20 protein-coding genes and 1 pseudogene are annotated in these 26,895 nt (G+C 66.0%); 8 read left to right on the plus strand and 13 right to left on the minus strand.

Annotated elements, in window-relative coordinates; genetic code table 11:
• Window positions 1-61: 61 nt before the first annotated feature.
• A complete protein-coding gene (locus ACZ1I2_RS14080) occupies window positions 62-658 on the plus strand; it encodes a CGNR zinc finger domain-containing protein (RefSeq protein WP_465173515.1) in 597 nt (198 codons plus the stop codon).
• Here the strand turns inward: ACZ1I2_RS14080 and ACZ1I2_RS14085 are convergent.
• The 10 genes and pseudogenes from ACZ1I2_RS14085 to ACZ1I2_RS14130 form a co-directional block, all read right to left on the minus strand.
• Window positions 659-802: pseudogene (locus ACZ1I2_RS14085) on the minus strand (VOC family protein); the annotation flags it as partial. It abuts the gene before it with no gap.
• Between the two features lie 68 nt (window positions 803-870).
• Window positions 871-2,532 carry a carboxylesterase/lipase family protein gene (locus ACZ1I2_RS14090; protein ID WP_465176827.1) on the minus strand — a complete coding sequence of 554 codons (1,662 nt, stop codon included), beginning with the start codon at window positions 2,530-2,532 and terminating at the stop codon, window positions 871-873.
• Window positions 2,529-3,815, minus strand: coding sequence for a spinster family MFS transporter (locus ACZ1I2_RS14095; RefSeq protein ID WP_465173513.1), 1,287 nt, complete (start codon window positions 3,813-3,815; stop codon window positions 2,529-2,531). The genes ACZ1I2_RS14090 and ACZ1I2_RS14095 overlap by 4 nt, the downstream gene beginning before the upstream one ends.
• A gap of 22 nt (window positions 3,816-3,837) precedes the next feature.
• The gene (locus ACZ1I2_RS14100) at window positions 3,838-4,722 is read right to left on the minus strand and encodes a 3-hydroxyacyl-CoA dehydrogenase family protein (protein ID WP_465173512.1); all 885 of its coding nucleotides are present in this window, start codon (window positions 4,720-4,722) and stop codon (window positions 3,838-3,840) included.
• Window positions 4,703-6,310, minus strand: a complete 1,608-nt coding sequence (locus ACZ1I2_RS14105; RefSeq protein ID WP_465176824.1) for an AMP-binding protein — start codon at window positions 6,308-6,310, stop codon at window positions 4,703-4,705. The genes ACZ1I2_RS14100 and ACZ1I2_RS14105 overlap by 20 nt, the downstream gene beginning before the upstream one ends.
• Window positions 6,311-6,400: 90 nt before the next feature.
• A complete protein-coding gene (locus tag ACZ1I2_RS14110; RefSeq protein WP_465176823.1) occupies window positions 6,401-9,058 on the minus strand; it encodes a TonB-dependent receptor plug domain-containing protein in 2,658 nt (885 codons plus the stop codon).
• 113 nt (window positions 9,059-9,171) lie between these two features.
• Window positions 9,172-10,278 (minus strand): AraC family transcriptional regulator, encoded by a 1,107-nt coding sequence (locus ACZ1I2_RS14115; RefSeq protein WP_465176822.1) that lies wholly within the window; start codon window positions 10,276-10,278, stop codon window positions 9,172-9,174.
• Window positions 10,279-10,460: 182 nt separating this feature from the next.
• Window positions 10,461-13,640 (minus strand): efflux RND transporter permease subunit, encoded by a 3,180-nt coding sequence (locus ACZ1I2_RS14120; RefSeq protein WP_465176821.1) that lies wholly within the window; start codon window positions 13,638-13,640, stop codon window positions 10,461-10,463.
• 3 nt (window positions 13,641-13,643) lie between these two features.
• A complete protein-coding gene (locus tag ACZ1I2_RS14125; protein WP_465176820.1) occupies window positions 13,644-14,774 on the minus strand; it encodes an efflux RND transporter periplasmic adaptor subunit in 1,131 nt (376 codons plus the stop codon).
• 78 nt (window positions 14,775-14,852) lie between these two features.
• A complete protein-coding gene (locus ACZ1I2_RS14130) occupies window positions 14,853-15,185 on the minus strand; it encodes a hypothetical protein (protein WP_465173506.1) in 333 nt (110 codons plus the stop codon).
• A 248-nt stretch (window positions 15,186-15,433) separates the two neighbouring features.
• Here ACZ1I2_RS14130 and ACZ1I2_RS14135 point away from each other — a divergent pair, with 248 nt between their 5' ends.
• The 7 genes from ACZ1I2_RS14135 (at window position 15,434) to ACZ1I2_RS14165 (ending at window position 23,584) form a co-directional block, all read left to right on the plus strand.
• Complete coding sequence (locus ACZ1I2_RS14135) at window positions 15,434-16,756, plus strand: DUF418 domain-containing protein (protein WP_465176819.1); 1,323 nt, start codon at window positions 15,434-15,436, stop codon at window positions 16,754-16,756.
• A 38-nt stretch (window positions 16,757-16,794) separates the two neighbouring features.
• Complete coding sequence (locus ACZ1I2_RS14140) at window positions 16,795-17,307, plus strand: DNA-3-methyladenine glycosylase I (protein WP_465181662.1); 513 nt, start codon at window positions 16,795-16,797, stop codon at window positions 17,305-17,307.
• A 168-nt stretch (window positions 17,308-17,475) separates the two neighbouring features.
• Window positions 17,476-18,018, plus strand: a complete 543-nt coding sequence (locus ACZ1I2_RS14145; RefSeq protein WP_465173503.1) for a hypothetical protein — start codon at window positions 17,476-17,478, stop codon at window positions 18,016-18,018.
• Window positions 18,019-18,111: 93 nt separating this feature from the next.
• Window positions 18,112-20,355 (plus strand): S9 family peptidase, encoded by a 2,244-nt coding sequence (locus ACZ1I2_RS14150; protein WP_465176818.1) that lies wholly within the window; start codon window positions 18,112-18,114, stop codon window positions 20,353-20,355.
• 360 nt (window positions 20,356-20,715) lie between these two features.
• Window positions 20,716-22,044, plus strand: coding sequence for a DUF418 domain-containing protein (locus tag ACZ1I2_RS14155; protein ID WP_465176817.1), 1,329 nt, complete (start codon window positions 20,716-20,718; stop codon window positions 22,042-22,044).
• Window positions 22,045-22,116: 72 nt separating this feature from the next.
• Window positions 22,117-23,145 carry an aspartate-semialdehyde dehydrogenase gene (locus ACZ1I2_RS14160; protein WP_465176816.1) on the plus strand — a complete coding sequence of 343 codons (1,029 nt, stop codon included), beginning with the start codon at window positions 22,117-22,119 and terminating at the stop codon, window positions 23,143-23,145.
• Window positions 23,146-23,197: 52 nt separating this feature from the next.
• Window positions 23,198-23,584 (plus strand): GFA family protein, encoded by a 387-nt coding sequence (locus ACZ1I2_RS14165; RefSeq protein ID WP_465181466.1) that lies wholly within the window; start codon window positions 23,198-23,200, stop codon window positions 23,582-23,584.
• A gap of 173 nt (window positions 23,585-23,757) precedes the next feature.
• Here the strand turns inward: ACZ1I2_RS14165 and ACZ1I2_RS14170 are convergent, their stop codons facing one another.
• From ACZ1I2_RS14170 to ACZ1I2_RS14180, 3 genes are read right to left on the minus strand one after another with little or no spacing between them, the layout of a single operon-like run.
• Entirely contained in the window at window positions 23,758-25,293 is a 1,536-nt protein-coding gene (locus ACZ1I2_RS14170; RefSeq protein ID WP_465176815.1) for a DHA2 family efflux MFS transporter permease subunit, read from the minus strand.
• Complete coding sequence (locus tag ACZ1I2_RS14175) at window positions 25,290-26,396, minus strand: HlyD family secretion protein (protein WP_465176814.1); 1,107 nt, start codon at window positions 26,394-26,396, stop codon at window positions 25,290-25,292. Before ACZ1I2_RS14175 ends, ACZ1I2_RS14170 begins: the two co-directional genes overlap by 4 nt.
• Complete coding sequence (locus tag ACZ1I2_RS14180) at window positions 26,389-26,835, minus strand: MarR family winged helix-turn-helix transcriptional regulator (RefSeq protein WP_465173496.1); 447 nt, start codon at window positions 26,833-26,835, stop codon at window positions 26,389-26,391. The genes ACZ1I2_RS14175 and ACZ1I2_RS14180 overlap by 8 nt, the downstream gene beginning before the upstream one ends.
• Window positions 26,836-26,895: the final 60 nt, after the last annotated feature.

Below are 26,895 nucleotides of genomic sequence, written 5' to 3' on the forward strand. Positions count from 1 at the left end.
CGACTCAGCAGGTTACACGACATGTGTTGCGACGGCGCCGGTAACCTGTCAATGGGGTTTCATGAGCCGGCAGAAGATACGACCTCCGTCATTGGCCACATCCGAACTGCGCGACGGTTTCCGTTTCCGCGGAGGCCATGCGGCGCTCGATTTTGCCGCGACGCTGGCCGCCCGGATGAAGCCTTCGCCGCGCGACCTGATCGCGACCCCGACCGATCTCGATCGATGGCTCGCGGCCGCTGGCCTGGCCTCCCGGCTGCCGTCGACGGCGGACGACCTTTCCAGCGCCCGCGCGCTGCGCGAGGCGATCTATGCGCTCTCCACCGCGGTGATCGCCGGCGGGCCCATGCTTCCCGACGCCGTCACGACGCTGAACCGGATCGCGCAGGCGCCGTCGGCCGTGCCGCATTTGGGAGAAGATGGGAGCCTCCGTCTCGACGGTTCGCCGGGCGCCTTCCTCGCCACGCTCGCGCGCGACGCGATCCAGCTGTTCGGCGCAGATCCGGACGGGCGCCTGCGCCAATGCGAATCCGACGGTTGCGCGCTGCTGTTCCTCGATACCTCGCGGGGTGGCGATCGCCGCTGGTGCTCGATGACCGGGTGCGGCAACAAGGCCAAGGTCGCGGAGTTCAGGCGGCGGAGGCGGGAGGCCTCCTGATTACCCGTAGCTGACGATCTCATATTCGATCCGGTCGTAGTCGAGGAAATAGAAGCGCCGGCCGGGTTCGTAATCGCCGTGCGAGAAGGGTTCGAGCCCGGCGGCGACCACACGGCGTTCGATCTCGTCCAGGTCGTCGACCACGGCAGCCGACGGACGGCGATCAGCAACAGCTTTGCGCCTGTCGACGCAATACCGTAATCCCTAAGCGATTATTGCGCGCATCCAGGGGCCGGAGCCGGCAGAACCGGCGCACTGCTCCCCGTGCGCCAGGTCCAGGACTGGCTGCCTTCCGCGCGGCGTCGGCACATCACCTGCTCGTGAAGCGCGTACATGCCCGGCATGAACCCGGTCGAGGCGTTCGCGCTTTCGCCGAAGTGCATGAAGGCGCTTGCGGTGCCGAACGGCGCCCAGGCCGGTCCGTTGGGGGACGAGGGCGTCCCGTTGCGGGCAAAGCCGGTCCAGTAATCGAGCATCTGGTCCGAGATGCGCCGTTCAGTCGTGGTGTTGGGGATCGCCGGCCAGAAGGACGGGGTATTGGTCATCGTCCCGAACACGAACGGCACCTCGCTGGCGTGGAAGCCTGTCATGTCCGCGGCGTCCGCGCTCGGATAACTGTGGCTGAAATAATAGAGGTATGCCGGCTGGCCGAGCGCGGCCTGCTTGCGCACAAGCCGTTCCGAGGCCCAGCCGAACACTGCGTCGCGCGTGCTGTCCAGGCCGTTCTGGGCGAGGTCGCGGGACGTGGGGTAGAGGCGCAGATAGGCGTCGGCGAGGTCGCCGTACCGCGCCTTGATCTCGTCCGCATAGGCCTGCGCGCTTTGCGGAACCGGCGGCAGCAAGTGGCGCAGGGTGCGGATTTCGCCGCTGTTGAATCCGGCGATGAGCGGCACCGGTGCCTGCTCGCCGCGATCGAAGGTGTCGACGAGCTGGCGCTTAAGGATCTTGCCGTCGATCGTACCATAGGGAACATAGCCTGTGGCGGCGGACGCATCGGCGAGTTGGCGCGCGTCCATCGCGCGCAGTGCCGCGAGATTGGGCGCCTGCAGCTTGCCCGCCAGCCAGACGCCGATGTCCTCGGCGGCGAACTCTTCCCCGCGCTTGCTGCGCAGCTCGGGCATGGTGAACAGATAGCCGCTCTCGACGATGGCCCGGTCGAACGTGCCGCGCGCCGTTGGCGAGGCGAGCAGATATTCGGTGCTGAGCGCGCCCGCCGATTCGCCGAAGATCGTCACGTTGCGCGGATCGCCCCCGAACGCGGCGATGTTCCTGCGCACCCATTGCAGCGCCTGGATCTGGTCGAGCAGGCCGTAATTGCCGGAGACGCCTTCCGACGATTCCTTGCTCAGTTCGGGGTGGGCGAGATAGCCGAACACGCCGAGGCGATAGTTGATCGAGACAAGCACGACGCCGCGTTTGGCGAACGCCCCGCCGTCGTACATCGGCGAATGGCCCGAACCCCAGATCAGCGTGCCGCCGTGAATCCAGACCATGACCGGCGCATTGCGCGCGTTCGCCGGTGCGGTGACGTCGAGCGTGAGGCAATCCTCCGACATCGCGACCTTGCCGCGATCATAGGGACCGGCCGCCATTGGCGGCTGCATGCAGGCGACGCCCATCGTCTTTGCCGGCCGCACGCCTTTCCACTGCGGCATCGGCGCGGGTGCGCGCCAGCGGCGCTCGCCCACCGGGGGCAGCGCATAGGGGATCGCGCGGAAGACATCGGCATCGCCCTCGCGCAGGCCGCTCACCGACCCAGCCGGGGCCTTGACCACTGGTGCCTGGCCGGGCGGCGACGCGCCTGCGTCGGCGGGTATGGCGAACGCCCCGCAGGTGGCGATGGCGACGATCAGCAGGTGCGACAGGCTCTTCATGACAGGGCTCCTTCGTGGAGACGTTCGTTGCGACGGATCAGGCGACCCAGGACCAGAAAGAGCGCGGCTCCGATCAGGTACATGGGGGCGAGGGCGTAATAAGCGGCCTGGAGGGCGTGGCCGCCATGCGTCGGCCGGAAGAAGTCGCTGGCCATGCCGACATAGGTCGGGCCGAGGCCGAGGCCGATGAAGTTCATCACCAGCAGCAGCAGCGCGCCGGAGATCACGCGCCGCTCGGCCGGAACCTCGCCTTGCACGAAGGTGACGGTCGCAGACAGGAAGAAGGAATTGAGGAACATCGGCACGCACAGAAAGGCCAGGGCCAGCTGCCAAGTCGGCGCCCAGACGAAGCCGAGGAAGAAGGGCAGGGCCAGCAGCAGCGAGATGGCCGGGACCGTGGCATAGGCCGCCTTGCTGCGTGCCGCGAACCGATCGACGATCCGCCCCGAGGCGAAGATTCCACCCCCCATGCCGATCCCGACGACCAGCGCATACCAGACCGCGACGTCGCCCAGCGCCATGCCCTTTTCGCGCATCAGGAACAGCGTCGTGAAATTGAGCAGTCCATAGGTGATGAAATTGCCCGCACCGCTGGCCAGCGACGCCATCAACAGCAGCGGATTGCGGAAGAAGTGCGCGATCGTCGCGACAAGTCCGAGCGGCTTGGTGCCGGGGGGTGATGCCTCTGACGGCGCGTCCTTCTGCCCGCGCGCGGGCTCCCGGACGATGAACCAGACTCCCAGCGCTGCGACCACGCCGATCGCGCCGATCACGTAGAAAGGCGTGCGCCAGTCGAAGGCCGCCGCCAGCGTCGCTCCGAAGGCAACGCCCAGCGCCGACCCGATCGGCGGGCCGAGATTGAAGATCGCCATCGCCGTGGTGCGCCGCTCGCGCGGGAAGGAGTCCGAGATGATCGCGTAGGATGGCGGCACGCCGCCTGCCTCGCCGATGCCGACCATCATCCGCGCCGCCACGAGCTGGCCGTAACTGCCGGCCAAACCGCAGGCCGCGGTCGCCGCGCTCCAGATCGCACAGGCGACCGACAGGACATGGACCCGATTGGTGCGATCGGCGAGCCAGCCGATCGGGATCGCGATCACGCAGTAGAAGCACGCGAAATAGAAGCCGGTGATCATGCCCAGCTGGCCATCGCTGACGTGCAGGCCGTCCTGGATCGGCTTGGCGAGGATCGAGATCAGCTGGCGATCGAGGAAATTGAGGACATAGACGAAACACAGCATCGCCAGCGTGATGGTGGCGCCCCGGCTCGATCGAGTAGTCATTGGCTGTTCCACGCGTCTCTCCTCAAGCCTTGCCGAGCCAGCCCGGCTTGCCCCGCCCGCCGGCATAGCCGGCGGCGACACGCTGCTTGAGCAGGGGCGGCGGGCGGAAGCGCTCGCCGTAGGAATCCAGCAGGATCTCCTGGACCTGGACGCACAGGCTAGACGTCACAGCGTCCATCAGGGCGAATGGCCCGATCGGATGGCCGAGCCCCAGACGGCAGGCCGTGTCCAGGTCCTCGGGCGTCGCGACGCCTTCCTCGACCAGCCGCACTGCCTCGATCAGCATCGCGTGCAGCATCCGGTTCACCGCGAAGCCGGCGACGTCCTTGACCGCGATCGGTTGCTTGCCGACGCGGGCGAGCAGGGAGAGGGTCCAGGCGAGGATGTCGGGATCCGTGTCGAAGGCCGGGACGACCTCGACCAACTGCATCCGCGAGACCGGCGAGAAATAATGGGTGCCGAGGAATCTCGCCCTGCGCTCGGGCGGCAAGGCCGCGCTGAGCGTCGAGATCGGCAGGGTGGAGGTATTCGATGCGATGATGCATGCCGGCGGGCAGGCATGGTCGAGTGCGGTGAGGACCGTGCGCTTGACGTCGAGCGATTCGAACACTGCCTCGGTCACCAGGTCGCGGTCGCCGAAACGGGCGAGATCGGGCGCGGGCTGCAGCCGTTCGAGCGCCAGGGTGCGCTGATCCGCTGTGTAGAATCCGCGCGCGATGCCGCGATCCAGGACTGTGCCGAGCCTTGCCATTGCGGCGTCCAATGCCGCCGGATTGCTGTCGTTGAGCAGCACGTCCATGCCCGCCAACGCGAAGACGAGCGCGATCTCCGCGCCCATCAGGCCCGCGCCGACGACACCGATCTTCAGGTCAGGGCCGATCTTCAGTTCAGGGGCGAGCGGCGACATAATGGTCGAACTCCCCTTGCGCATGAGCGGTGCGGAGCCGGACCTTGTCGATCTTGCCGGTCGCCGCCAGCGGCATGCGCGGCAGCTGAATGATTTCATCGGGCAGCCACCAATCGGCTACTCTGCCGCGCAGCGCCTCGATCAGCGCCCAGGCGTCGCCGGTGTCGCCGAGGCTGAGCTCCACCACCAGCACCGGGCGCTCGCCCCATTTAGGGTGAGGCTTGCCGATCACCGCGACCTGGCCGACGCGCGGATCGCGGCCGATGATCGCTTCCATCTCCGCCGGGTTGATCCACTCGCCGCCCGACTTGATCAGGTCCTTGGAGCGCCCGCAGATCGTCAGCGCGCCGCTTTCGTCGATGGTGGCGAGATCGCCGGTGTCGAAATAGCCTTCCGGATCGAGCGCGCTGTCTGCCGCGTTGAAATAGCGGTCGATCACCGCAGGTCCCTTGACCTTCAGATGCCCGATCACGCCGCGTTGCTCCGGCAAGGTGACGTCATCGGCATCGGTGAGCCTGAGATCGACGCCGAATGGCGGGCGGCCGGAGGACCGCTCGGCAGCCGGCGGAAACTGCACCGAATCCACGGTGCCGAGCGGCGACATCTCGGTCATGCCCCAGGTCGTCTGGACGCGCGCGCCCAGCCGCTCCTCCATGCGCCGGATCAGCGCCTCCGGGCATTTCGATCCGCCGATGATGAGGCGCTCGAGGCTCGGCACGTCCTCGCCGGTGGCGTCGAGATGGTCGAGCAGGCCGATCCAGACGGTCTGCACGCCGCCGGCGATGGTCACTTTCTCGCTGCGGATCAGCGCCGCCAGGCTTGCGCCGTCCAGCTCGCGCCCGGGCAGCACCAGGCTCGCGCCCACCGCAGGCGCGGAGAAGGGGAACCCCCAGGCATTGGCATGGAACATCGGGATGGCGACGAGAATGATGTCCTTCGCCGACAGGCAATAGGCGTCGGGCTGAATCGACATCAGCGTGTGGTGATAATTGGAGCGGTGGGTGAACACCACGCCCTTGGGCTTGCCGGTCGTTCCCGAGGTGAAGCACAGGCCGGCAGGGCTGGTCTCGTCGAACTGCCCCCATTCGAGGGCGCGGCCATGTGCCTCGACCAGGGCGTCGAGCCCCTCGACCGGCACCGCGCAGCCGGCGACAAGGGCCGGATCGGCAGGCGCATCGAGCATGATGACTCGCTCGACCCTCGGGCAAAGCGGCAGCACTTCCGCCAGTATCGGTGCGAGGGTCGCGGCGATCGCCAGCACGCGGTCCTCCGCCTCGTCGATCATCGCCGCGAGCTGCGCCGCGGTAAGCCGGGGATTCAGCGTGTGGCACACCAGGCCGGCATTCATCGTCGCATAATAGAGCTCGAGATGATGCTGCGTATTCCATGCCAGCGTGCCGACGCGGTCGCCGACCCGGAGCCCGATGGCCAGCAGCGCGCCGGAGAGCCGGTTGCTGCGCGCGCGCAGGTCGGCATAGCCGGCACGCTGCAGGACCGCGCCGCGCGATGCGGTCGCGACCGTGCCGGCCCCATGCCATTTGGCGGCATGGTCGATGAACTTGTCCAGGGTGAAGGCGTGATGTTGCATCTGGTGGAATACTTGCCGCTGGTGCGAGGGTCGGGAGGGCCGAAGGAGACCGCGACCATCGCCGCGATCTCCGGGTGCCCGTTCGATCGGTCAGAATGCCTTTCGCAGGCTCATCGCGGCATAGCGCCCGATGACATTGTAGCCGCCGCCGATCCCATCGGTGGCCGGGAAATAGGGCGGCGTCGCGTCGAACAGATCGTTGATCTGCAGCGACAGTTCCGTGCCTTTCGCAAGGCCGACATTGGGCAGCCGCACGGACAGCCGCAGATCGACGGTGGTGTACCCCTTGGCGGTGTAGACGCTCGATCCGGTCGGGGTCGCATAGGGGCCGGTCACGCCGCTGCGATGATTGACGAAATTGACCAGGGTGACCGGACCGGCCGTGACGCCCAGGGTCGTCCGCAGCGTCGTGCGCGGGATACCGGCATCCAGCGAGTTGCTGACGATGGAGGTCGCCGAGAACTGCGTCTTGTAGGTGAAGATGTAGTTGCCGGCGACGCCGGCGAACGCCGAACCGAACGAGGTCTGACGGCGATAATTCACGTCGAAGTCGAGGCCGTTGGTCTTGCGCACCCCGAAATTGCCCTGGCGAAGATCGAGGAAGTTCCCGACCGTCGGGACCGCGGCGAAGGTGAAGTAGAAGGGCACGGTATTGCTGATGCCGCTGGCCACCTGCGCGGCCGACGGATTGCGGAGGACCCGCGACGCGAAGGTCGGATCGGTGAAGATCAGCGCGCCCAGCCCGTATGGCGTGCCGATCACGTCGTTATAGACGATGTCGTAGAAGGTTACGCTCGCGCTGAAGCCGGGAAGGAAGGTCGGCCGCAGATCCGCGCCGAACGAGAAGGTGCGGGCCTTTTCGGGCTTTAGCGACTTGTTGCCGCCGAGCAGCAGGATCGTATTGACCTGGGTTGCGCCGCGCGAGGGATCGCGAACGCCAAAGGCGTCGACCAGAGAGGCTGCCGCGTAATAGGAGCCGACGGTCGAGCCCAGATCGCGCAGCCCCGGTGCGCGGAACGAGCGTCCGTAGGTGCCCCTCAGGGTAAGCCCGTCTAACGGCGCCCAATCGATGCCGACCTTCGGATTGGTGGTGGACCCGAAATCGCTATAATGGTCATAGCGCCCCGACAGCGACAGCGAGAGGCTGTGCATGAAGGGTGCTGCGTTCCCTTGACCGAAGAACGGCACGAACAGTTCGCCGTAGAGCGAGCCGACGTTGCGATCGAGATCTTCGGGGAACCCGACACCGCCGCTGGAGCCCCGCTGGTCATAGGTCTCGCGGCGATATTCGGCACCGGCCGCGATCTTGATCTGCCCGCCGGGCAGTTCGGCCAAGGGGCCGTCGATCCTGACAGCGCCCAATTTGGTGCGCTGGTGATTGATGAAATCGGTCGGGTTGTTCAGGATCGCCGCGACGACCGCCGGGCTGGTGCCGGTTCCGAACGGATCCAGTGCGGTCGCGCGCGTGGTTCCGGCTGCGGCCGCGGTCAGCGCCGTGGTGTTGATCCCGGGCTGGAACGTGTCGTTGCGCGACCAGTTGAAGGTGCCCGAGGCCGTCAGCTTGAAATCGCCGAGTTTCGCATCGACACCGACCGACGAATTGCCGCTTCTGACACGATAGGTCTGATCGAAATGGTCCGCGCCGACGAGGTTGTCGGGCCGGAAATCGACATATTCATACCCCGCCGCGGTGCCGGGCGGCGCGCGGTAGAACGGGTTTGACGGAAGAATGAGGACGAAGGTCTGACCGGGCAATGCGGCCTGGACCGTGTCCTTGCGATCTGAATAGAGGACTTCGCCCCATAGCGTCACGTTCGTGGCGACGTCCTGGCGCGCGGTCAGGAACGCGCTGTGCGTGCGATTGGCGGGAAGAAGGTCGACGGGCCCTCTCGGGTCACAGGTGTTGGTCCCTGGCGCAAGGCCGGGCGCGGCGTAGATGGTTCCAAGGAACAGATTGACGTTTGCCGCCGGGCACACCGTCGCGCGGGTGTCCACACCGCCGGCCGCCCTGAAATCGAGCGAGCGATAGCGCCGGTCAGCACCGGTGATGTTGTTGCTCTCCGCATATTGGTACGACGCCGCGATCGATCCGCTGCCCCAGTCCTTGCCGACGATGCCGCCGGCACTGAACGTGTGATAGTCATCCGCCATGCCGTAGCGGGCGGTGGCCTCGACACCGGAAAAGTGATTGCGCGTGATGAAGTTCACCACGCCGGCAACGGCGTCCGAGCCATAGATGGCCGAAGCACCGTCCGCGACGATTTCCACCCGTTCGATTGCCAGTTCCGGCAGGAAGGGAAAATCGGGATTGGTTTGCTGCGTGCTTCCCGAGATCAGCCGATGCCCGTTCATCAACGGCAATGTCGCGCTCGACGGCAGGCCGCGGAGGCCGGGTGCGAAAGAACCCAGTCCGCCGTTGCTGGTCCGAGGTGCCGTGTTGAAGCTGTTCAATTGCGGCACGGTGGCGAGCAGATCGGGCGTGGTCGCCGCGCCGATCAGCTTGATATCGTCCCGCGACAGCCGGATCAGGTTGGACCCGGTGGGCCGAACGCCGCGAATGCTGGTGCCCGTGACGACGATGTCGGGGGCATCGCCATCAGCCGCGCTTGTATCGGATGGAGAAACCGGCGTGTCCGATGCGGCGCCGGTGTCCGTGCTTTGAGCCCATGCCGGCGCGGCTGCGCACAGCATCGCGGCGAGTGCCGAGGTGCCGAGCAGGCGCGCGTTGAGATTCCGATTACCGGTCATGACATCCTCCCATATTTTTTATCTTGGGAGCATGTGGTCGATCAGGCGGCTCCGTGGCGATGACCAGTGTGACAGGAAGATTTAACGCAAGTGACCAGCTGGTCGCCGCGAGTCTAGGCGGTTGTCCGATCGCTGAGCAGCAGCGTTGCCGCGGTGACTCGTCCGCTGTCCGACTTGTAGCGCGCGCGGTAGTCGCTCGGCGTCACGCCCGCCCATTCGGCGAAGTTGCGCGTGAAGCTGCCGGGCTCGCTGAACCCGACGCGGTAGCCGACTTCGGTTATCGGCAGCTCCGTCGCCAGCAGATAGGCCGCCGCAAGCTCGCCGCGGAGTCGCGTCCTGATGTGCTGGAAGCTCTCACCCTCCCGCGCGAGATCGCGCCGGAGCCGGCGCGGGCGGCTGCGCAATCGCGCTGCGACGGATTCGATCGGGGCCGACCAGATTTTTGCGCGCTGAAGCTCGACGAGCGCTTGCTCGGTTTGCGCGCGCCAGGTCGAACGGCCGATCGGCGTCGCGAACCAGTCGGGATTGCTCGCATTATATTCTTCGAATTCGGCGAGCGTGCGGTGGACCAGCGGCGCGCCGAGATCGGCGCGATCATAGCAAAGCGCATCGATCGGCGCCTCATATTCGATCGGACAGCCGAACAGAGCGAACCGATCGAAGCCGTTCGCCTGCACCGGCCGCGCGGCGCGCACGCTGACGCCGCGGAGGCGCAGCGGACGTCCGATGAGCCAACTGAACCACTGGAAAATCCATACGAAGCGCAGCCAGACGAAGATGTCGCGGTCCACGCCATCGACGGTGTGATAGACGCAGACATGCTTGAGGCCGGCATGGTCTTCGACGAGCTGGGGGCCAATGTCTCCCGACAATGCCTGGGTGAAGCGGATGCTGACCCGGATCGATTCCCCGAATGTCTCGCAGTGCAGATAGGTGAGCGTGCGTTCCAGCTCGAGCGCGAGCCGGAACCGCTCCGCGAAGAAGCCGAAAAAGGAATCATCAAGCGCGATTTGAGCCTGCCGCACCAGGCGAAACAGGTCGCGGCCATCGATCGACGCCTGGTCGTTGCCATACACTGCCGGGTCGATGCCCGCTTCGCGGAGCAATGCGTGCGGATCCTGCCCCTTCAACACGGCCCCGCCGAGGAGGCGTTCCACGGCAATGCCGTCCAGCCCGGCCAACCGCTTGGGCGCGGTGTGTTCCAGCGCTATATCGGGCATGTCGGTAACATCGGCCATCGGAACCAGAGACTTTCACGATCGCCCGCAACGCGCGGCACAACCAGGTGAGCGACCGTTGGATCGGCCATCTTCGACCGCTTAAACTACGCGTTCGATCGAAAAGCTAGGGATGCGCTGCTGCGAGGCACGCAGGGTCCGGCCCTGAACGGATAGCGGTCGCCCTATGATGCAGGCCCCGCCGCGCCGAACCGCCGGTAGAGCGTCGGCAGCAGGAACAGGGTGAGCAAGGTCGCGCTGACCACGCCGCCGATCACCACCGTGGCAAGCGGCTTCTGCACTTCGGCGCCGGCGCCGTGACCGAGCGCCATCGGTACGAAGCCGAGACTCGCCACCAGCGCCGTCATCACCACCGGGCGCAGGCGCGCCAGCGCACCCTCCCGTGCCGCTGACGCACGGTCGTGCCCCTCGGCAACGAGCTGCTGGATCGAGGTGAGCATGACCAGTCCGTTCAGTACTGCGATGCCCGACAATGCGATGAACCCGACCGCGGCGGAGATCGAGAAGGGCATGCCGCGCAACAGCAGGGCGAGCACGCCGCCGACCAGCGCGAGCGGTACGCCGGTGAAGACGATTGCGGCATCGCGGATGTTGCCGAGCGCGCCGAACAGCAGCAGCATGATTAGCGCGAAGCATGCAGGCACGACCAGCGCGAGCCGGTCGCGTGCCGAGGCCAGATTTTCGAACTGGCCACCCCATTCGAGCCAGGTGCCGGCGGGAAGCTGAACCTCGCGTGCGATCGCCGTGCGCGCTTCGGCCACGACGCTCGCCACGTCGCGGCCGCGGACATTGGCCTGCACCACCACGCGGCGCTTGCCGTTTTCGCGGCTGATCTGGTTCGGGCCGTTCAGGACCTGGATGTCGGCGACCGAGGTGAGCGGGACGAAGCTGCCGGCCGGGGTCGGTACCGGCGTCTGGCCGAGCGTCTCGAGATCGGCGCGCGCCGCATCGGCGAGGCGGATGACGACGGGGAAGCTGCGGTCGCCTTCGAAGATCCGCCCCGCCTCGCGCCCGCCCACCGCGGTGGCGACGGTGTCGGCGACGTCCTGAGCGCCGACGCCGACCCGCGCGGCGCGATCCTGCGCATAAGCGATGTCGAGCATCGGCAAGCCTTCGGTCTGCTCGACCTTGACGTCCTCTGCGCCGGGCGTGCGGCGAAGTACGGCGGCGATCCGGGCGGCGGTGGCATTCATCTCGGCAAAGTCCTCGCCGAAAATCTTGACTGCCACATCCGATCGCACGCCGGCGATCAGCTCGTTGAAGCGCATCTGGATCGGCTGGGTGACTTCATAGGCATGGCCGGGCACCTGCGCGATCCGTGCCTCGATCCGCTTCACCACCGCGGCCTTCTCCTCGGACGGCTTCGGCCAGAACCTGCGGTCCTTGAGCATGATGAAGGTATCGGTCGCGTTGGGCGGCATCGGATCGGACGCGACCTCCGCCGTGCCGGTGCGCGAGAAGACGGTGCGGATCTCGGGCATGCCTTTCAGCGCGTGTTCGATCTGGGCTTGCATCTTCTGGCTCTGCTCGACCGAGGTGCCCGGCACGCGGAAGGCGGAGACGAGCACGTCGCCCTCGTCGAGCTGGGGCAGGAATTCCTGGCCGAGCGTGGTGTAGGCGCCGGCCGCCAATGTCAGCGCGCCGATCGCGATGCCGATCGTCAGCTTCGGCCGCTTCATCGCGCGGTCGAGGCCGGGTTCGTAGCGCCGGCGCAGCCAGCCCAGCACGCGCCCTTCCTTTTCCTCGACCGGGCGTGACAGCGCGACCGCGATCGCCGCGGGAACGAAGGTGAGCGACAGGATGAAGGCGAAGATCAGCGCCATGATGACGGTGAGCGCCATCGGCTCGAACGTCTTGCCCTCCACGCCGGTGAGGGTGAGCAGCGGGACATAGACGAGGATGATGATCGCCTGGCCATAGACGGAAGGGCGGATCATCTCGCGCGCGGCGGCGGTGATGGTGGCGAGCAGCTCCGGGAGGAGCAGCGGTCGTCCTTCGGCATGCTGGCGCCCGGCGATGCGGCGCAGTGCGTTCTCGACGATGATCACCGCGCCATCGACGATCAGGCCGAAGTCGAGCGCGCCGAGGCTCATCAGATTGGCCGAAACGCCGAGGCGGAGCATGCCGAAGCCGGTGAGCAGCATGGTGATCGGGATCACCAGTGCCGCGATCAGCGCCGCGCGGAAATTGCCGAGCAGCAGGACCAGCACGATAATGACGAGCAGGGCGCCTTCGGACAGATTCTTCGCGACCGTCGCGATGGTGGCGTCGACCAGCCTGGTGCGGTCCAGCACCGGTTCGATCACGATGTCGCGCGGTAGTGAAGGCGCGATCGCCTTGAGCCGGGCGTCGACGCCGGTCGACACGGTGCGGCTGTTCTCGCCGATGCGCATGATCGCGGTGCCGGTGATCACTTCGCGGCCATTTTCCGAGCCGGCGCCCATGCGCACGCCCTGGCCGAGCCGCGCTTCGGCGACCTGATCGAGGGTGATCGGCACGCCCTCTCGCGTGGCGATGACCGTGCCGCGCAACTGGGCGAGGGTGCGGATGCGCGCGTCGGCGCGGACTGCCAGGCCCTCGCCGTTGCGGTTCACCGTGCCGCCGCCGGTCGCGACGTTGTTGCGTTCGAGCGCGGTGGCGAGATCGGCGAGCGACAGTTTCAGCGCGGCGAGCCGCTGGACGTCGGGGACGACGAGATATTCCTTCTCGTATCCGCCGAGCGAGTCGATCCCGGCGACGCCGTCGATCGCCTTGATCTGTGGCGCGACGATCCAGTCCTGCACGGTGTGGAGATAGGTCGCCTTGTCGGCCTCGCTCGCCAGCCGGTCGCCTTCGGGGGTGATATAACTCCCGTCCGGTTGCAGGCCGGGTTCGCCCGGGCGGTGCTGGTCGTGCGCGCGTTCGGCATAGCGCAGGGTCCAGATATAGACTTCGCCGAGGCCGGTCGCGATCGGGCCCATTTCCGGCCGGACGCCCGAGGGCAATGTTTCCTGCGCGGCGGTCAGCCGTTCCTGTACCTGGGCACGGGCGAAATAGATGTCGGTCGAATCCGAGAAGATCGCGGTGACCTGCGCGAAGCCGTTGCGGCTCAACGAGCGCGTGCTTTCCAGCCCCTTGATGCCGGCTAGCGCGGTCTCGATCGGGAAGGCGACCTGCTTCTCGATCAGTTCCGGCGACAGAGCGGGCGCGATGACGTTCACCTGCACCTGGTTGTTGGTGATGTCGGGCACGGCGTCGATCGGCAGGCGCGCGAGCGAGATGCTGCCGATGGTCGCGGCGATGGCGGTGAGCAGCAGGACCAGCCAGCGCCGGTCGACGGCCCATGTGACGATATGGTCGATCACGGGTCAGTCCTCATGCCCGGCTTCGGCGGCGCCGAGCGCCGACTTGAGCGTGAAGCTGTTGGCCGCGGCGATCTTCTCGCGCCCGTTGAGGCCGGCGGTCACGACGACCGCGGCGCCATCCTGCCGGCCGAGCGTGACCGGTGTCGCGCGGAAGCCGGTGCCGGTGCGGGCGAAGACGATGGTCTTGCCGTCGAGCGTCTGGACGGCGGTGGAGGGTATGCGGATCGTGGCGTCGTTGCCGCCCGGAAGCTGGATCGAGGCCGTGACCGGCTCGCCGGCACGCCATTGCCCGGCTCGATTGTCGAGCATGGCGATGGCGGGCACCTGGCGCGTGGCGGCGTCGAGCACGGGCGAGACGAAGCTGATGCGGGCGGACTGGCTTCGGCCCGGTGCGGTGACCTGCACGGTGACGCCCGGCCGCACGCGCCCGGCATCGGCGGGCGACAGCGACAACGCGACGCCGAGGCGATCCAGCCGGGCGATACGGAACAGCTCGGTATCGGCTGCGTCCGCCGCGAAATTCCGGCCGAGAATGGCGGGCCTCGCGATGATCCTGCCCGATATCGGCGCGGCGATGACGATGCGGTTGTAGCTGCCACCGCGCGCGCCGCTGGCGGCGACCTGCTCGCGCGCGAGCCGCAGCGCCACGTCGGCCTGTCGGGCGGCGGCGCGGGAGATGTCGACCTCGCGGCGGGGCCGGAAGCCTCTCGCGTAGAGCGCTTCGTCTCGCGCGAGCGTCGTGCGTGCGAGATCGGCGCCGGCGGCGGCACGTTGCACCTCCGCCTGAAGACCGGCGGCCTCGCGGCTTTCCAGCACCGCCAGGGTCTCGCCGGCACGCACGCTGTCGCCGAGATTGTGGCGCAGCTCGACGATGCGGCCGGGCAAGGTGGCGGCGACGATCCGCGTTGCCTGCGGATCGCTTTCGAGCAGCGCGGGCAGCTCGATGGTGCCGCCATTGCCGCCGATCGTCGGGCTGCTGATTTCGATGCCTGCGGTGGCGATCTGTTTGGGGGTAAGCTGTACCATGCCGTCGTCATGGCGGGATTCCGCCTCGGCATGGTTTTCGGCAGGGGGGCTCGCACCGCCACAGGCAGCGAGGGCAAGCGGGAGCAATGCTCCAACGATGATTTTCATGACGATTTTCCTGGGGCAGCGGGAAGCCCGCGCCGACCGAGTTTCAGGGCCTGAGCGAAAGCGCGAGCGCGCTGTCGATCAGGCGCGGGGCGGCTTGAAGGCTGGACCGATCAGGCGCCGTGCGACGCGGGACGTGCCGGATGCGTCGGGCGCCTCGCGCGCGATCAGGCCCGGCTGGAGCGTCGCGGACGCAACCGGTGCACCGAGGCTGTGCCCGTGACAGGTGCCGTGATGATGGGGAAAGGGCTGGTCGGCGTCCGCCGGCACCTGATCGGCATCGCCGTCGACATGGGCGGTTCCGCCGCAGGAGGTCTCCGGGGCGGCATAGCCCTCCTGCGCGCACAGGGTCGCGGTCGCCAGCAGAGACGACGTAAGCAGGCACAAGAGCAGGAGCCATCCACGACGGAGCATCGATGCCGGGATAGCGGCTCGCGCCGGCCCTGTCATCGCAAAGCCTTTGGCGGCGTCGATCCCGCGTTGCCGTGGAGTCGTTTCACGGAAGTGATCGCCATGATCGGGCTCCGAATCTGTGGGCGATCGCCTCCATGCACCCTGAAGTCGCTACAGGGTCAAGCCACGAAGCGACATGTTGTGTATTATCATTGCAACACACTCCGTCCTGCGCTACCCAAAGGCTTCCAGCCGTTGGGGACCAGGCGATGACCGAGCAGACGACAGCCAGGGTCGAGGAACCGGACGGCGCGCCGCGTATCGCGGTGCTGGACATCCTGCGCGGGGTGGCGATCCTCGGCATCCTGTTCATGAACGTCAACGACATGGGCGCGTCGTTCCGCGCCGGGGGCGATGTGCGGCATTTCGGCTGGGCGCCGGTCGACCAGGTCGCCTGGTGGCTGCGCGAGGTGTTCGCCAACGGCACGGCGCGCTGCCTGCTCGAGATGCTGTTCGGCGCGGGCATGGTGATCCTGACGAGCCGCGCGGCCGAGGCGGCCGGGCGCTGGCAGGTGATGCGGCGTTATTATTGGCGCAACATCGTGCTGGTGGCGTTCGGGCTGGTGCACATGTTCATCCTGCTGTGGGGCGGGGACATCCTGCACACTTATGGTTTGGCCGCGCTGGTGGTGTTCTGGTTCCGCAGGCTCGGGCCGCGCTGGCTGATCGCGATCGGCCTGCTCATGGCGGTGACGCAACTCGGCGGTGCCGGCTATTTCGGCTATTATCGCGGCGTGCAGCAGCAGGCCCAGCTTACCGAGCTGAAGGCGCGGAGCGCGGCCGGCCAGGTGCTGAGCAAGGACGACAAGGCGGCTTTGGCAAAGGCGCAGAAGCGCGAGGCCGAGCGGACCAAGGACCGCGCGGAGCGCCAGGCGGAGATCGCCAAAGAAGATGCCGACCGGTCGAGCACGACCGTGCGCTGGGTGAGCGAGCAGGTGCGGATGAGCGCCGAGCGCCTGTTCGGTCCGGGCGAGCTGTTCGCGATATGGGAATCGGCGAGCCTGATGCTGATCGGCGCGGCGCTGTTCAAGCTGGGCATCTTGCAGGGGGAGCGGTCGCGGCGCTTCTACTGGCGGATAACGATCGCGGCCTATCTGGTCGGCGGATCGCTGCGCATCTTCGGCGCCGAGGAGATCATGCGCTTCGATGATGCGCCGCACATCAGCTGGGCGACACAGGAGATCGCGCGGCAGGCGATGACGCTGGGTCATGTCGGCCTGATCAACCTGCTGGCGACGAGCGTGATGGGCGCGCGGCTGGTGCATCCGCTGGTCGCGGCGGGACGGACGGCGCTGTCGATCTATGTGCTGCAGACGATCATCTGCCTGTGGATCCTCTATCCTCCCTTCGCGCTGGCGCTGTACGGGACTCAAGGATGGGCGGCGATGATGGTCACGGCTTTGGTCATCAATATCGGCCTGTTGTGGCTGGCCAATGTCTATGTCCGGCATTTCCGCATCGCGCCGGTCGAATGGGCGTGGCGGTCGATCGTGGAGGGGCGGCGGCTGCCGTTTCGCAAGGTGGCGGGGTGACTCTCCAACGTTGCGCCTGGGCCGGCAACGACCCGCAGATGCGCGCCTATCATGACGCGGAATGGGGCGTGCCCGAGCGTGACAGTCGGGCGCTGTGGGAGAAATTGATGCTCGACGGGTTCCAGGCGGGGCTCGCCTGGATCACGATCCTGCGCAAGCGCGATGCGTTTCGCGAGGCGTTTCAGGGGTTCGATCCCGAGATGGTTGCGCGGTTCGGTGAAGACGATGTCGCGCGGTTGCTCGGCGATGCGGGAATCGTGCGGTCGCGATCCAAGATCGAGGCGACGATCGGCAATGCCCGGGCCTATCTGGCGATGCGCGAGGCGGGCGAGGATTTCTCCGCATTTGTCTGGGGCATGGCGGGCGGCGCGCCGATCCTGGGCGACGGCGTGCATCTACCGGTCAAGTCGCCGCTGTCGGAGCAGATGTCGGTCGCGTTGAAGAAGCGCGGGTTCAAGTTCGTCGGGCCGGTGATCGTCTATGCCTGGATGGAGGCAGTGGGGATCGTTGACGATCATGCGGCGGGGTGTTTCCGGCGGAACAAGGGGTAGATGGCGTACAACTACTTCCCTCCGTTCGCCCTGAGCTTGTCGAAGGGCTGTTCTTCTCCGCCCGGGAGGAAGAGCAGGGCTTCGACAAGCTCAGCCCGAACGGGGATAGGTTGCGATCTTTCGCCTTAGGCGCCAGGCTTGGCCTATTCGTATCGCGGGGAAAGAGCGATGCCGACGGTGGTTCGCGACCTGCCATTGCTCGAGGCGATCCTGTCGGAATGGCGGGAGACGATCGGCGACGATTATGCCGGCTATCGCAACCATGTCTGCCGCGTGGTGAACTTCGCCTTCGCGCTGGGCGACTGGAGCGAGGAGCAGAAGCGGCGGATCGTCATTGCCGGGGCGTTCCACGATCTCGGTATCTGGTCGGCGGGGACGGCGGATTATCTGCCGCCGTCGATCGCGCTGGCACGGGCCTGGCTGGTCCGGGAGGGGTTGGAAGCCTGGGCGGAGGAGATCGCGCTGATGATCGACCTGCACCACAAGATCACGCCCTATCGCGACCCGCGCTTTCCGCTGGTCGAGGTGTTTCGCCAGGCCGATCTCGCTGATGTATCGCTGGGGATCATGCGCCGGGGACTGCCGCTCGCCTTTGTCGGCGCGCTCAAACGGGCCTTTCCCAATGCCGGCTTCCATTGGCGGCTGGTGAAGCTGGTGGGGCAGGGGCTCGCCGCGCATCCGCTCAACCCGATCCCGATCTTCCGCTGGTAGCGCGCCTCTTTACGACAATGCGACACCCCGCAATAAGCGACGGCATGCGCCCGCATCCGCCGGGCTTTGAATTATCGGGACTGGAGATGATCGATGCCGAAATCCTGGCTGCTGGCGGGCGTCATGCTCGCCGCACTGGCGACCCCTGTCATGGCCGCTGAGCCCGGCGCGCCGGTGACGGCCGCGCCCGCCGATGCGGCGGCGAAGAAGCTGACGCTCGAACGCCTGTTCTCCAGCCCCGACCTTGCCGGCGCGCAGCCGCGCGCACTGAAGCTGTCGCCCGACGGGACGTTGCTCACCTCGCTCAAGCCGCGGCCCGACGACAAGGACCGGCTCGACCTGTGGGCGCTCGACACCAGGACCGGCAAGGAGCGCATGCTGGTCGATTCCAAGAAGGTCGGCAGCGGCGCCGAGCTGTCCGAAGCCGAGAAGATGCAGCGCGAGCGCGCGCGCATCGGCGGGACACGCGGGATCGTCGCTTATGACTGGGCGCCCGACGGCAAGTCGCTCCTGGTGCCGCTCGACGGCGATCTGTATCTGGCGACGCTGGACGGCAAGGTCTCGCGCCTGACCAACACGCCCGATGGCGAACTCAACCCGGTGGTCAGCCCGAAGGGTGGTTTCGTCAGTTTCGTGCGCGACCAGAATCTTTTCGTCCAGCCGCTCGGCGGTGGTGCTGCGAAGCAGGTGACGACCACTGGTGCCGGCACCGTGCACTGGGGCGAGGCGGAATTCGTCGCGCAGGAGGAAATGGATCGCACCACGGGCTATTGGTGGTCGCCGAACGACGCGCGCATCGCGGTCGAGCGGTTCGACGAAGCGCCAGTGGGCATTGTCACGCGCGCTGCGATCGGGGCCGACGGGACCAGGGTTTATAACCAGCGCTATCCCGCCGCGGGCACGCCCAATGTGCTGGTCGAGCTGTATGTGATGAATGCCGATGGGACCGGCCAGGTGAAGGTCGATCTTGGCAATGATCCCGACATCTATCTCGCCCGGGTCGACTGGACGCCCGACGGCCAGACCCTGTTGGTCCAGCGCGAGAGCCGCGACCAGAAAACGCTCGATATGCTGAAGGTCGATCCGGCGACGGGCAAGAGCACGATCCTGTTCACCGAGAAATCGGGCGAGCGGAGCTGGATCAACCTGTCGGACGCCTATCATCCGATGAAGGACGGCAGCCTGATCTGGCGCTCCGAGCGTGACGGCTATGGCCATCTCTATCGCTTCGCCAGGGGCAAATGGACTCAGCTGACCAAGGGCGAATGGACCGTCCAGGCGCTGAACGGGGTGGATGAAGCCAAGGGCCGGATCTTCTTCACCGGCAACAAGGACGGCGCGCTTGAGCAGCATGTCTATTCGGTGGATATCGCGCGGCCCAACGACATCACCCGCCTGACCGAGCTGGGCTGGTGGAACGCCGGCAAGATGGACAAGGCAGCGAGCCGGCTGATCGTCACCCGTTCCAACCCGACCCAGCCGCCCCAGACCTTCCTCGCCGATGCGGCGGGCAAGCGCATTGCCTGGGTCAACGAGAATGCGGTGGTGCCGGGGCATCCCTATTATCCCTATCTCGCGAGCCACCAGGCCAAGAGCTTCGGTAGCTTCAAGGCGGCTGACGGCACCACGCTTTGGTACGAGATGATCACGCCGACGCTCGAGCCGGGCCGAAAATATCCGGTGTTCTTCGAACATTATGGCGGCCCGGGCACCGGCCAGCAGGTCACGCGCGCCTGGCAGAGCCCGCTGGCGCAATATGTCGTCAGCCGCGGCTATGTCTATTTCCGCATCGACAATCGCGGCTCGAACAACCGCGGCAAGGCGTTCGAGGACCATATCTATCGCGCGATGGGTACGGTCGAAGTCGAGGACCAGCTGACCGCCGCAAAATGGATCAAGACTCAGCCATTCATCGATCCGGCGAAGGTCGCGACCTATGGCTGGTCCTATGGCGGCTACATGACCCTGAAGATGCTCGAGGCGAACCCGGGCGTCTATGCGGCGGGCATTTCGGGCGCACCAGTGACCAAATGGGAATTGTACGACACCCATTATACCGAGCGTTACATGGGCGACCCGAAACGGGACGCGAAGGCCTATGCTGCGTCCGACGCGATCGACGATGCGGCGAAGATCAGGGATCCGTTGCTGCTGATCCACGGCATGGCCGACGACAATGTCGTGCTCGACAATTCGACCGCGTTCGCCGCCAAGATGCAGGCGCAGAATGTGCCGTTCCAGATGATGTTCTACCCGGGCAAGACGCACAGCGCGGGCAAGGACGTGCATGTCTGGACGACGATCTTCGATTTCCTCGACGAGAAGCTCGGGAAATAGACGGCACTGCGCTGGCCGGGGCGGGACCAAGGGAGAATCGCCGTCCCGGCCAACGAGGATGACGGCGATTATTCGCCAATGGCGCGGAGAGCTCGTGCTCCCGCGACCGCCGTCATCAAATCTATTCGGCCTGTTGCATTAACTGACTCCCGCCATTGTATTGCAAGGGGAGTCCGAACCATTTTCGCGATGAATTCATAACGGCTGCGATATAATATCGGTATATCGAACAATATTGGTCCATGACGATCGATCGAGAAGACTTGTTTGCATCGCATTATCGTGAAAATCCGGAATCGCCCTTCGTTGACCTTGTTCGGGGCGTGACATAGCCTTGGCGCTTCCCGGGGGGAGACGATCATGACCGACACGGTTCACCTGGCGCCGGTGCGTGGGCGCGCGCGGATCGAGATTCTCGACGTGCTGCGCGGGATCGCGATCCTCGCGATCTTCTACATGAACATCCCGTTCCAGGCGCAGTCGGTCCTGACCTTCTTCGCCGATGTCAGGCTGGTCGGCTGGACGCCGGCCGATCAGGCCGTATGGGCGGGCACGCAGATATTCCTCGACGGAACGCAGCGCTGCCTGCTCGAATTCCTGTTCGGCGCCGGCATGATGGTGCTGACCGCAAAGGCGATGGAGCCGGACGGGCCGGTCGCGATCGCCGATCTCTATTACCGCCGGACGATGTGGCTGTTGGCGTTCGGGCTGTTCGACATCTTCATCATCCTGTGGCCCGGCGACATCCTGGCGACCTATGCGCTCGCCGCGATGTTCCTGTTTCCCTTCCGCAAGCTCGGGCCGAAGACGCTCGTCGCGCTCGGGCTGGGCTTCGCGCTGTTCACGGCGATCGGCGGAGCGGGGCAATATGCCGAGCGCGCGGCACTGGTCGACAAGGTGCATGCGGTGGAGGCGAAGCAGGCGAACGGTCAGGCGGCGCCGCAGGATAGCGAAACGATGAAGGAATGGCGGCAGGCGCAGGATGCATTGCGCGTCACGCCGGAAGTTCAGAAGCAGATCGATTGGGAGCGCCAAGCGCACGCTGCCGGAGTGGCGGATTATTATGGCTTCTACTGGACTGTCTGGCAGCGCTTTTTCATCGGCGAGGGGCTGTTGTTCATGACCGTGCTCGAAGCATTCTTCGCCATGCTGATCGGGATCGCCTTGTGGAAATGGGGGATCATCCAGGGGCAGCGCAGCGGGCTTTTCTATGCCGTGCTCGCGCTTGCCGCTTATGGGTTGGGTGTCACGGCGCGGTCCATCGGGGTGAGCGAGGCATTTTCCTTCGCGCCGATCCCCAGGACGATCTGGGCGACCAGCGAACTCGCGCGGCTGGCCATGGGGCTGGGGCATCTCGCGCTGATCAACCTGCTGTACAAGGCGGCGATCGGGCGGACGATCCTGGGACCGTTCCGGGCGGCGGGCCGGGTCGCCTTCTCGCTCTATTTCCTCGAACAGATCATCGGGCTGCATATCCTGTTCTCGTCTTACGGACTGAACCTGTGGGGCCGTTTCGGCTGGGCGGGCATGGCCGCAATCGCGACCGGGGTGATCCTGCTGGTGCTGATCATCGCCAATATCTGGACGCGCTATTTCGCGATGGGGCCAATGGAATGGGCGTGGCGCAGCCTCGCCTATCTGGAGCGGCAGCCGTTCCGGAAGGTGCAAGGCGCTGCTTCCCCGGGCTGATAGATTTCCTGTACTGGACAAAATGTCGGGGGCGCGTATGCGACCGCTTCGTCTTCGGACTGGAGTTTGGACATGGGTTATCGGGTAGTAGTCGCAGGCGCGACCGGGAATGTCGGGCGGGAGATGCTCAACATCCTGGCGGAGCGCGAGTTTCCGGCGGACGAGATCGCCGTCGTCGCATCGTCGCGGTCGACGGGCGACATGGTCGACTATGGCGAGACCGGCAAACAGTTCAAGGTCCAGAACATCGAGCATTTCGACCCGACCGGGTGGGACATGGCGCTGTTCGCGATCGGATCCGAGGCGACGAAGATCCACGCCCCGCGCTTCGCCGCGGCCGGCTGCACCGTGATCGATAATTCGTCGCTGTACCGGATGGACCCGGACGTGCCGCTGATCGTGCCCGAGGTGAATCCCGAGGCGATCAACGGCTATACGCGCAAGAACATCATCGCGAACCCGAACTGCTCGACCGCGCAGATGGTCGTCGCGCTGAAGCCGCTGCACGATATCGCGAAGATCAAGCGCGTCGTCGTCGCGACCTATCAGTCGGTGTCGGGCGCGGGCAAGGCGGGCATGGACGAGCTGTTCGAGCAGAGCCGCAACATCTTCGTCGGCGATCCGGCGGAAGCGAAAAAGTTCACCAAGCAGATCGCGTTCAACGTGATCCCGCACATCGACAGCTTCCTGGACGACGGATCGACCAAGGAAGAGTGGAAGATGGTGGTCGAGACCAAGAAGATCCTCGACCCGAAGATCAAGGTCCACGCGACCTGCGTCCGCGTGCCGGTGTTCGTCGGCCATTCGGAAGCGATCAATATCGAGTTCGAGAACGAGATCTCGGCCGAGACCGCGCAGAAGATCCTGCGCGAGGCGCCCGGCGTGATGCTGATCGACAAGCGCGAGGACGGCGGATACGTCACGCCGATCGAATGCGTCGGGGAATATGCGACCTTCATCAGCCGCGTCCGCGAGGATCCGACGGTCGAGAACGGCCTCGCTCTGTGGTGCGTGTCCGACAATCTCCGCAAGGGCGCCGCGCTGAACGCGGTGCAGATCGCGGAACTGCTCGGACGGCGGCACCTGCAAAAGGCGGCGTGAACCAGTGATCGAGGGCGGCTGCCGCTGTGGCGCGTGTCGCTACACGCTGGCCATGGAGCAGCTGCCCCCGGTCTATTGCTGTCACTGCCGCGATTGCCAGACCTGGTCGGGCAGCGCCTTCACTGAACAGGGCGTGGTGCGCGAGGAGGCGATCGCCGCGACCGGGCCGATCGTCGAGTATCGCTTCACCAGTCCGAGCGGGTCGGAATCGCGTCAGCGGCTGTGCGGGACCTGCCATACGCGGTTGTGGAACACCAACAGCGCACGCCCCGGTATCGCGGTTGTGCGGGCGGGGACGCTCGATGCGAGCGACGGGCTCGAGCCGAAGTTGCATATCTGGGTGAAGCGCAAGCAGCCCTGGGTGGTGCTGGCCGCGGATGTGCCGGCGTTCGAGGAAAGCGCGTCACCGGCGGAGTTTGTGGCGATCCTGTCGCGCTAACCTCGCCCCCCTTCTTCCCCGGCGGAGGCCGGGGCCTAGTCGGGGGACGATCATGGCTGGCGCTGCGAGCCGTTACATCAACCTTTCCAACTGGACCCCGGCCTTCGCCGGGGAAGGAAGAGGGGGAGCGGAACCGCGCCTTCTTTAGCTCGGATTTGGCGCGAGAGTTCCAGCTACTCCGCCAGCACCGCCTCGACCTTGCCCTTGGGCTTCTTCAGGAAGAACACCAGCGGCAGCACCGCGATCGAGATTCCGGCCATCAGGTAGAAATCGTCGATATAGGCGATCATCGCCGCCTGGCGGTTGATCATCGCATCGGCATAAACGAACACGGTGTCCGACAGCGCCCCGAACCGGTCCACCGCGCTGAGATCGAGCGACGGAATGGTCTGGGCGGTGACGTGGCTCGCCAGGTCGGCATGGCTGGTCTGGATATTTCGGGCGAGCAGCACCGTCACCATCGAGATGCCGGCCGACTGGCCGACATTGCGGAACAGGTTGAGCAGGCTGGCGCCATCGGTGCGGTAATTGTGGCTGAGCGTGGCGAAGGCGAGCGAGTTCAAGGGCATGAACACCAGCCCCATGCCCAGGCCCTGGACGAAGCCGCTGATGATCACCGGCCAGAAATCCATTTCCAGCGACCAGGTCGACATCTGGTAGAGCGAATAGGCGAAGATGATCAGCCCGACGACGATGACGAGGCGGGTATCGACCTTGCCCATCATCTGGCCGGCGAGGAACATGGTGAGCAGCACGCCGACGCCGCGCGGGGCGAGCATCAGCCCGGTATCGACCACCGGATAGCCGAACAATTGCTGGAGCATCGAGGGCAGCAGCGCCATCGGCGCCATGGTCGAAATGCCGATGACGACCATGAAGATCATGCCCATCACCAGGTTGCGGTTCTTGAAGATGGCGCGGTCGAACAAAGGCTTGTCGGCGGTGGCGAGATGCACGATCGCCATCCACAGGGCGGCGGCCGCGATCAGCGCCTCGATCATGATCTCCCAGCTGGCGAACCAGTCGTCATGCTGGCCGCGGTCGAGCATCAGCTGAAAGGATGCCACCGCGATCGAGATCATCGCAAAGCCCATCGCATCGAACGAGCGCTTCGCCTTGGGCCTTGAGGGGAGCAGGAACCAGAGGATGGCGAAGGTCAGCAGCCCGACCGGCAGGTTGACGTAGAAGACCCAGCGCCAGTTATAGCTCTCGGTCAGCCAGCCGCCGATCACCGGGCCCATGATCGGGCCGACCATCACGCCCATGCCCCAGACCGACATGGCCTTGGCGGCGTTTTCCGGTGGGTTGATGTCGAGCATCGCGGTCTGCGAGAGCGGGCCGATGAACGCGGCGAACACGCCCTGGGCGACGCGGAACAGCACCATTTCCTCGAGGCTGATCGCGGTGCCGCATAGCATCGAGGCAATGATGAAGCCGCCGACCGCGAACAGGAACAGGTTGCGCGAGCCGAGCCGGTCCGACAGCCAGCCGGTCGCAGGGATCGCGATGGCCGAGGCGACGATATAGCTGGTCAGCACCCAGGTAACCGTCTCGCCGGTCGCGCCGAGGCTGGTCTGCATGTGCGGCAGGGCGACATTGGCGATGGTGGTGTCGAGGATCTGCATGATCATCGCCCCCATGACGCCGACGGTCAGGAGCCCGCGGTTCCTGACCGGCAGCATCGCCTTGCCGGGCGGATGATCACTCACTTGGTGCCGCCAGCCTTTGTATCGATGGCGACGTCGGCGCTGAGGCCGGCGATCATGGCGCGCGGCGGCGTGCCCTCGATCGCGATGCGCACCGGCACGCGCTGAGTCACCTTGACCCAGTTGCCGGTCGCGTTCTGCGCGGGGAGCACCGAGGATTGCGAGCCGGTAAGCGCACCGATGCTGGCGACATGGCCGCGCACCTTCAGGCCGGGATAGGCGTCGAACTTGATCTCGGCGGGCTGGCCGACCGCCATATGGTTGAGATCGGTTTCCTTGTAGTTCGCCTCGATCCAGGCCGCCTGGCTGACCACGATGCTGACCACCGGCACGCCACTGGGCATGATGTTGCCGACCTGTAGGCGGCCGGTCTGGCTGGCGATGCCGTCCTTGGGCGCGCGCACCTCGGTGCGGGAGAGATCGAGCGCTGCCTTGGCGCGCTGCGCCAGCGCGGCCTGCACCGCGGCGGGGGAGCTGGAGGCGGCGGTGCCGCTGCCGAGCTGGTTGCGGGCATGCGCGGCATCGGCCTGATATTTTGCGAGCTGGGCCTTGGCCGCCGCAACGCCGTGTCGGGCGGCATCGAGGCTGGCGCGGGTGGTGAAGCCCTGCTTCATCAGCGCGGCCTGACGGTAAAAGGTCGCCTGGGCGAGCTGGATATCGGCCTGGGCGCTTTCGATATCGGCCTGCGCGCCGCCCATGTCGGTCGACATGGTGTTTACCTGCACCCGCGCATTGGCAAGCGCGGCGTCGGCCTGGGCGAGCGCGATCCGGAAGGGCTCGGGGTCGATGCGGAACAGCACGTCACCCGCCTTGACCGGCTGGTTCTCCTTCACGTTCACCGCGACGATGCGCCCGGTGACGTCGGGGCTGACCGAGATCATGTCCTGTTCGACATAGGCATTGTCGGTCGAGACGTAGCGGCCCGAGGTCAGGTAGAAATAGCCGCCGACCAGGGCGAGCAGCAGCGGCACGCTGAGCATCAGCACCGGACGCAGCCAGTTGCGGCGCTTTGCCGGGGTGGGGGTCGGAGCGGGCGCCGTGACCTCCTCGATCGGATTGATCGTGTCGGCCTTGGTCTGGTCGATCCTGGGGTCTGCATCAGCCATGGTTGGCCTCGTCGCTTTCGAACTGGGTGTTGAGATTGGTGCGGATGGTGGTGAGCGAGGCCATCAATTGGTCGCGCTGCGCGGTGTCGAGGCCGAAGAGCGCGGTTTCGATCATGCCCTCGGCCAGGACGCGCAACTGATCGAGGATCGGCAGCGCCTTGGGCGTCAGGAAGATCTGCCAGGCACGGCGATCCGCGGGATCGGGCCGGCGCTCGACCAGATTCGCCTCTTCGAGGCGGTCGATCATGCGGGACAGGGTGATCGGCTCGACTTCGAGCAGATCGGCCATGCCGCCCTGATTGATGCCTTCGTGGCGCTTCAGGGTAGTCAGCGTTCGCCACTGAGTTCGCGTTACGCCCATCAGGCGCGCGCGCTCGTCGAAACGCCGGCGCATCAGGCGCGAAACATCGCTAATCATGAAGCCGACCGAGTCACTCATGGGCGCGCATATAATAAGCATGCTTATATAATCCTAGCCCTGTCCGGGCGATTATTTTGC

The sequence above is a fragment of the Sphingomonas sp. BL-S-29 genome, assembly GCF_055521495.1.

What these genes read in the sequence shown, in the direction of transcription:
- ACZ1I2_RS14175 (WP_465176814.1), bottom strand. Translation starts at nt 26,396, where the DNA reads ATGGCTGATGCAGACCCCAGGATCGACCAGACCAAGGCCGACACGATC.
- ACZ1I2_RS14150 (WP_465176818.1), top strand. Translation starts at nt 18,112, where the DNA reads ATGCCGAAATCCTGGCTGCTGGCGGGCGTCATGCTCGCCGCACTGGCG.
- ACZ1I2_RS14130 (WP_465173506.1), bottom strand. Translation starts at nt 15,185, where the DNA reads ATGCTCCGTCGTGGATGGCTCCTGCTCTTGTGCCTGCTTACGTCGTCT.
- ACZ1I2_RS14100 (WP_465173512.1), bottom strand. Translation starts at nt 4,722, where the DNA reads ATGTCGCCGCTCGCCCCTGAACTGAAGATCGGCCCTGACCTGAAGATC.
- ACZ1I2_RS14160 (WP_465176816.1), top strand. Translation starts at nt 22,117, where the DNA reads ATGGGTTATCGGGTAGTAGTCGCAGGCGCGACCGGGAATGTCGGGCGG.
- ACZ1I2_RS14080 (WP_465173515.1), top strand. Translation starts at nt 62, where the DNA reads ATGAGCCGGCAGAAGATACGACCTCCGTCATTGGCCACATCCGAACTG.
- ACZ1I2_RS14165 (WP_465181466.1), top strand. Translation starts at nt 23,198, where the DNA reads ATGGAGCAGCTGCCCCCGGTCTATTGCTGTCACTGCCGCGATTGCCAG.
- ACZ1I2_RS14145 (WP_465173503.1), top strand. Translation starts at nt 17,476, where the DNA reads ATGCCGACGGTGGTTCGCGACCTGCCATTGCTCGAGGCGATCCTGTCG.
- ACZ1I2_RS14155 (WP_465176817.1), top strand. Translation starts at nt 20,716, where the DNA reads ATGACCGACACGGTTCACCTGGCGCCGGTGCGTGGGCGCGCGCGGATC.
- ACZ1I2_RS14140 (WP_465181662.1), top strand. Translation starts at nt 16,795, where the DNA reads ATGCGCGCCTATCATGACGCGGAATGGGGCGTGCCCGAGCGTGACAGT.
- ACZ1I2_RS14135 (WP_465176819.1), top strand. Translation starts at nt 15,434, where the DNA reads ATGACCGAGCAGACGACAGCCAGGGTCGAGGAACCGGACGGCGCGCCG.
- ACZ1I2_RS14110 (WP_465176823.1), bottom strand. Translation starts at nt 9,058, where the DNA reads ATGACCGGTAATCGGAATCTCAACGCGCGCCTGCTCGGCACCTCGGCA.
- ACZ1I2_RS14105 (WP_465176824.1), bottom strand. Translation starts at nt 6,310, where the DNA reads ATGCAACATCACGCCTTCACCCTGGACAAGTTCATCGACCATGCCGCC.
- ACZ1I2_RS14115 (WP_465176822.1), bottom strand. Translation starts at nt 10,278, where the DNA reads ATGCCCGATATAGCGCTGGAACACACCGCGCCCAAGCGGTTGGCCGGG.
- ACZ1I2_RS14090 (WP_465176827.1), bottom strand. Translation starts at nt 2,532, where the DNA reads ATGAAGAGCCTGTCGCACCTGCTGATCGTCGCCATCGCCACCTGCGGG.
- ACZ1I2_RS14095 (WP_465173513.1), bottom strand. Translation starts at nt 3,815, where the DNA reads ATGACTACTCGATCGAGCCGGGGCGCCACCATCACGCTGGCGATGCTG.
- ACZ1I2_RS14125 (WP_465176820.1), bottom strand. Translation starts at nt 14,774, where the DNA reads ATGAAAATCATCGTTGGAGCATTGCTCCCGCTTGCCCTCGCTGCCTGT.
- ACZ1I2_RS14180 (WP_465173496.1), bottom strand. Translation starts at nt 26,835, where the DNA reads ATGAGTGACTCGGTCGGCTTCATGATTAGCGATGTTTCGCGCCTGATG.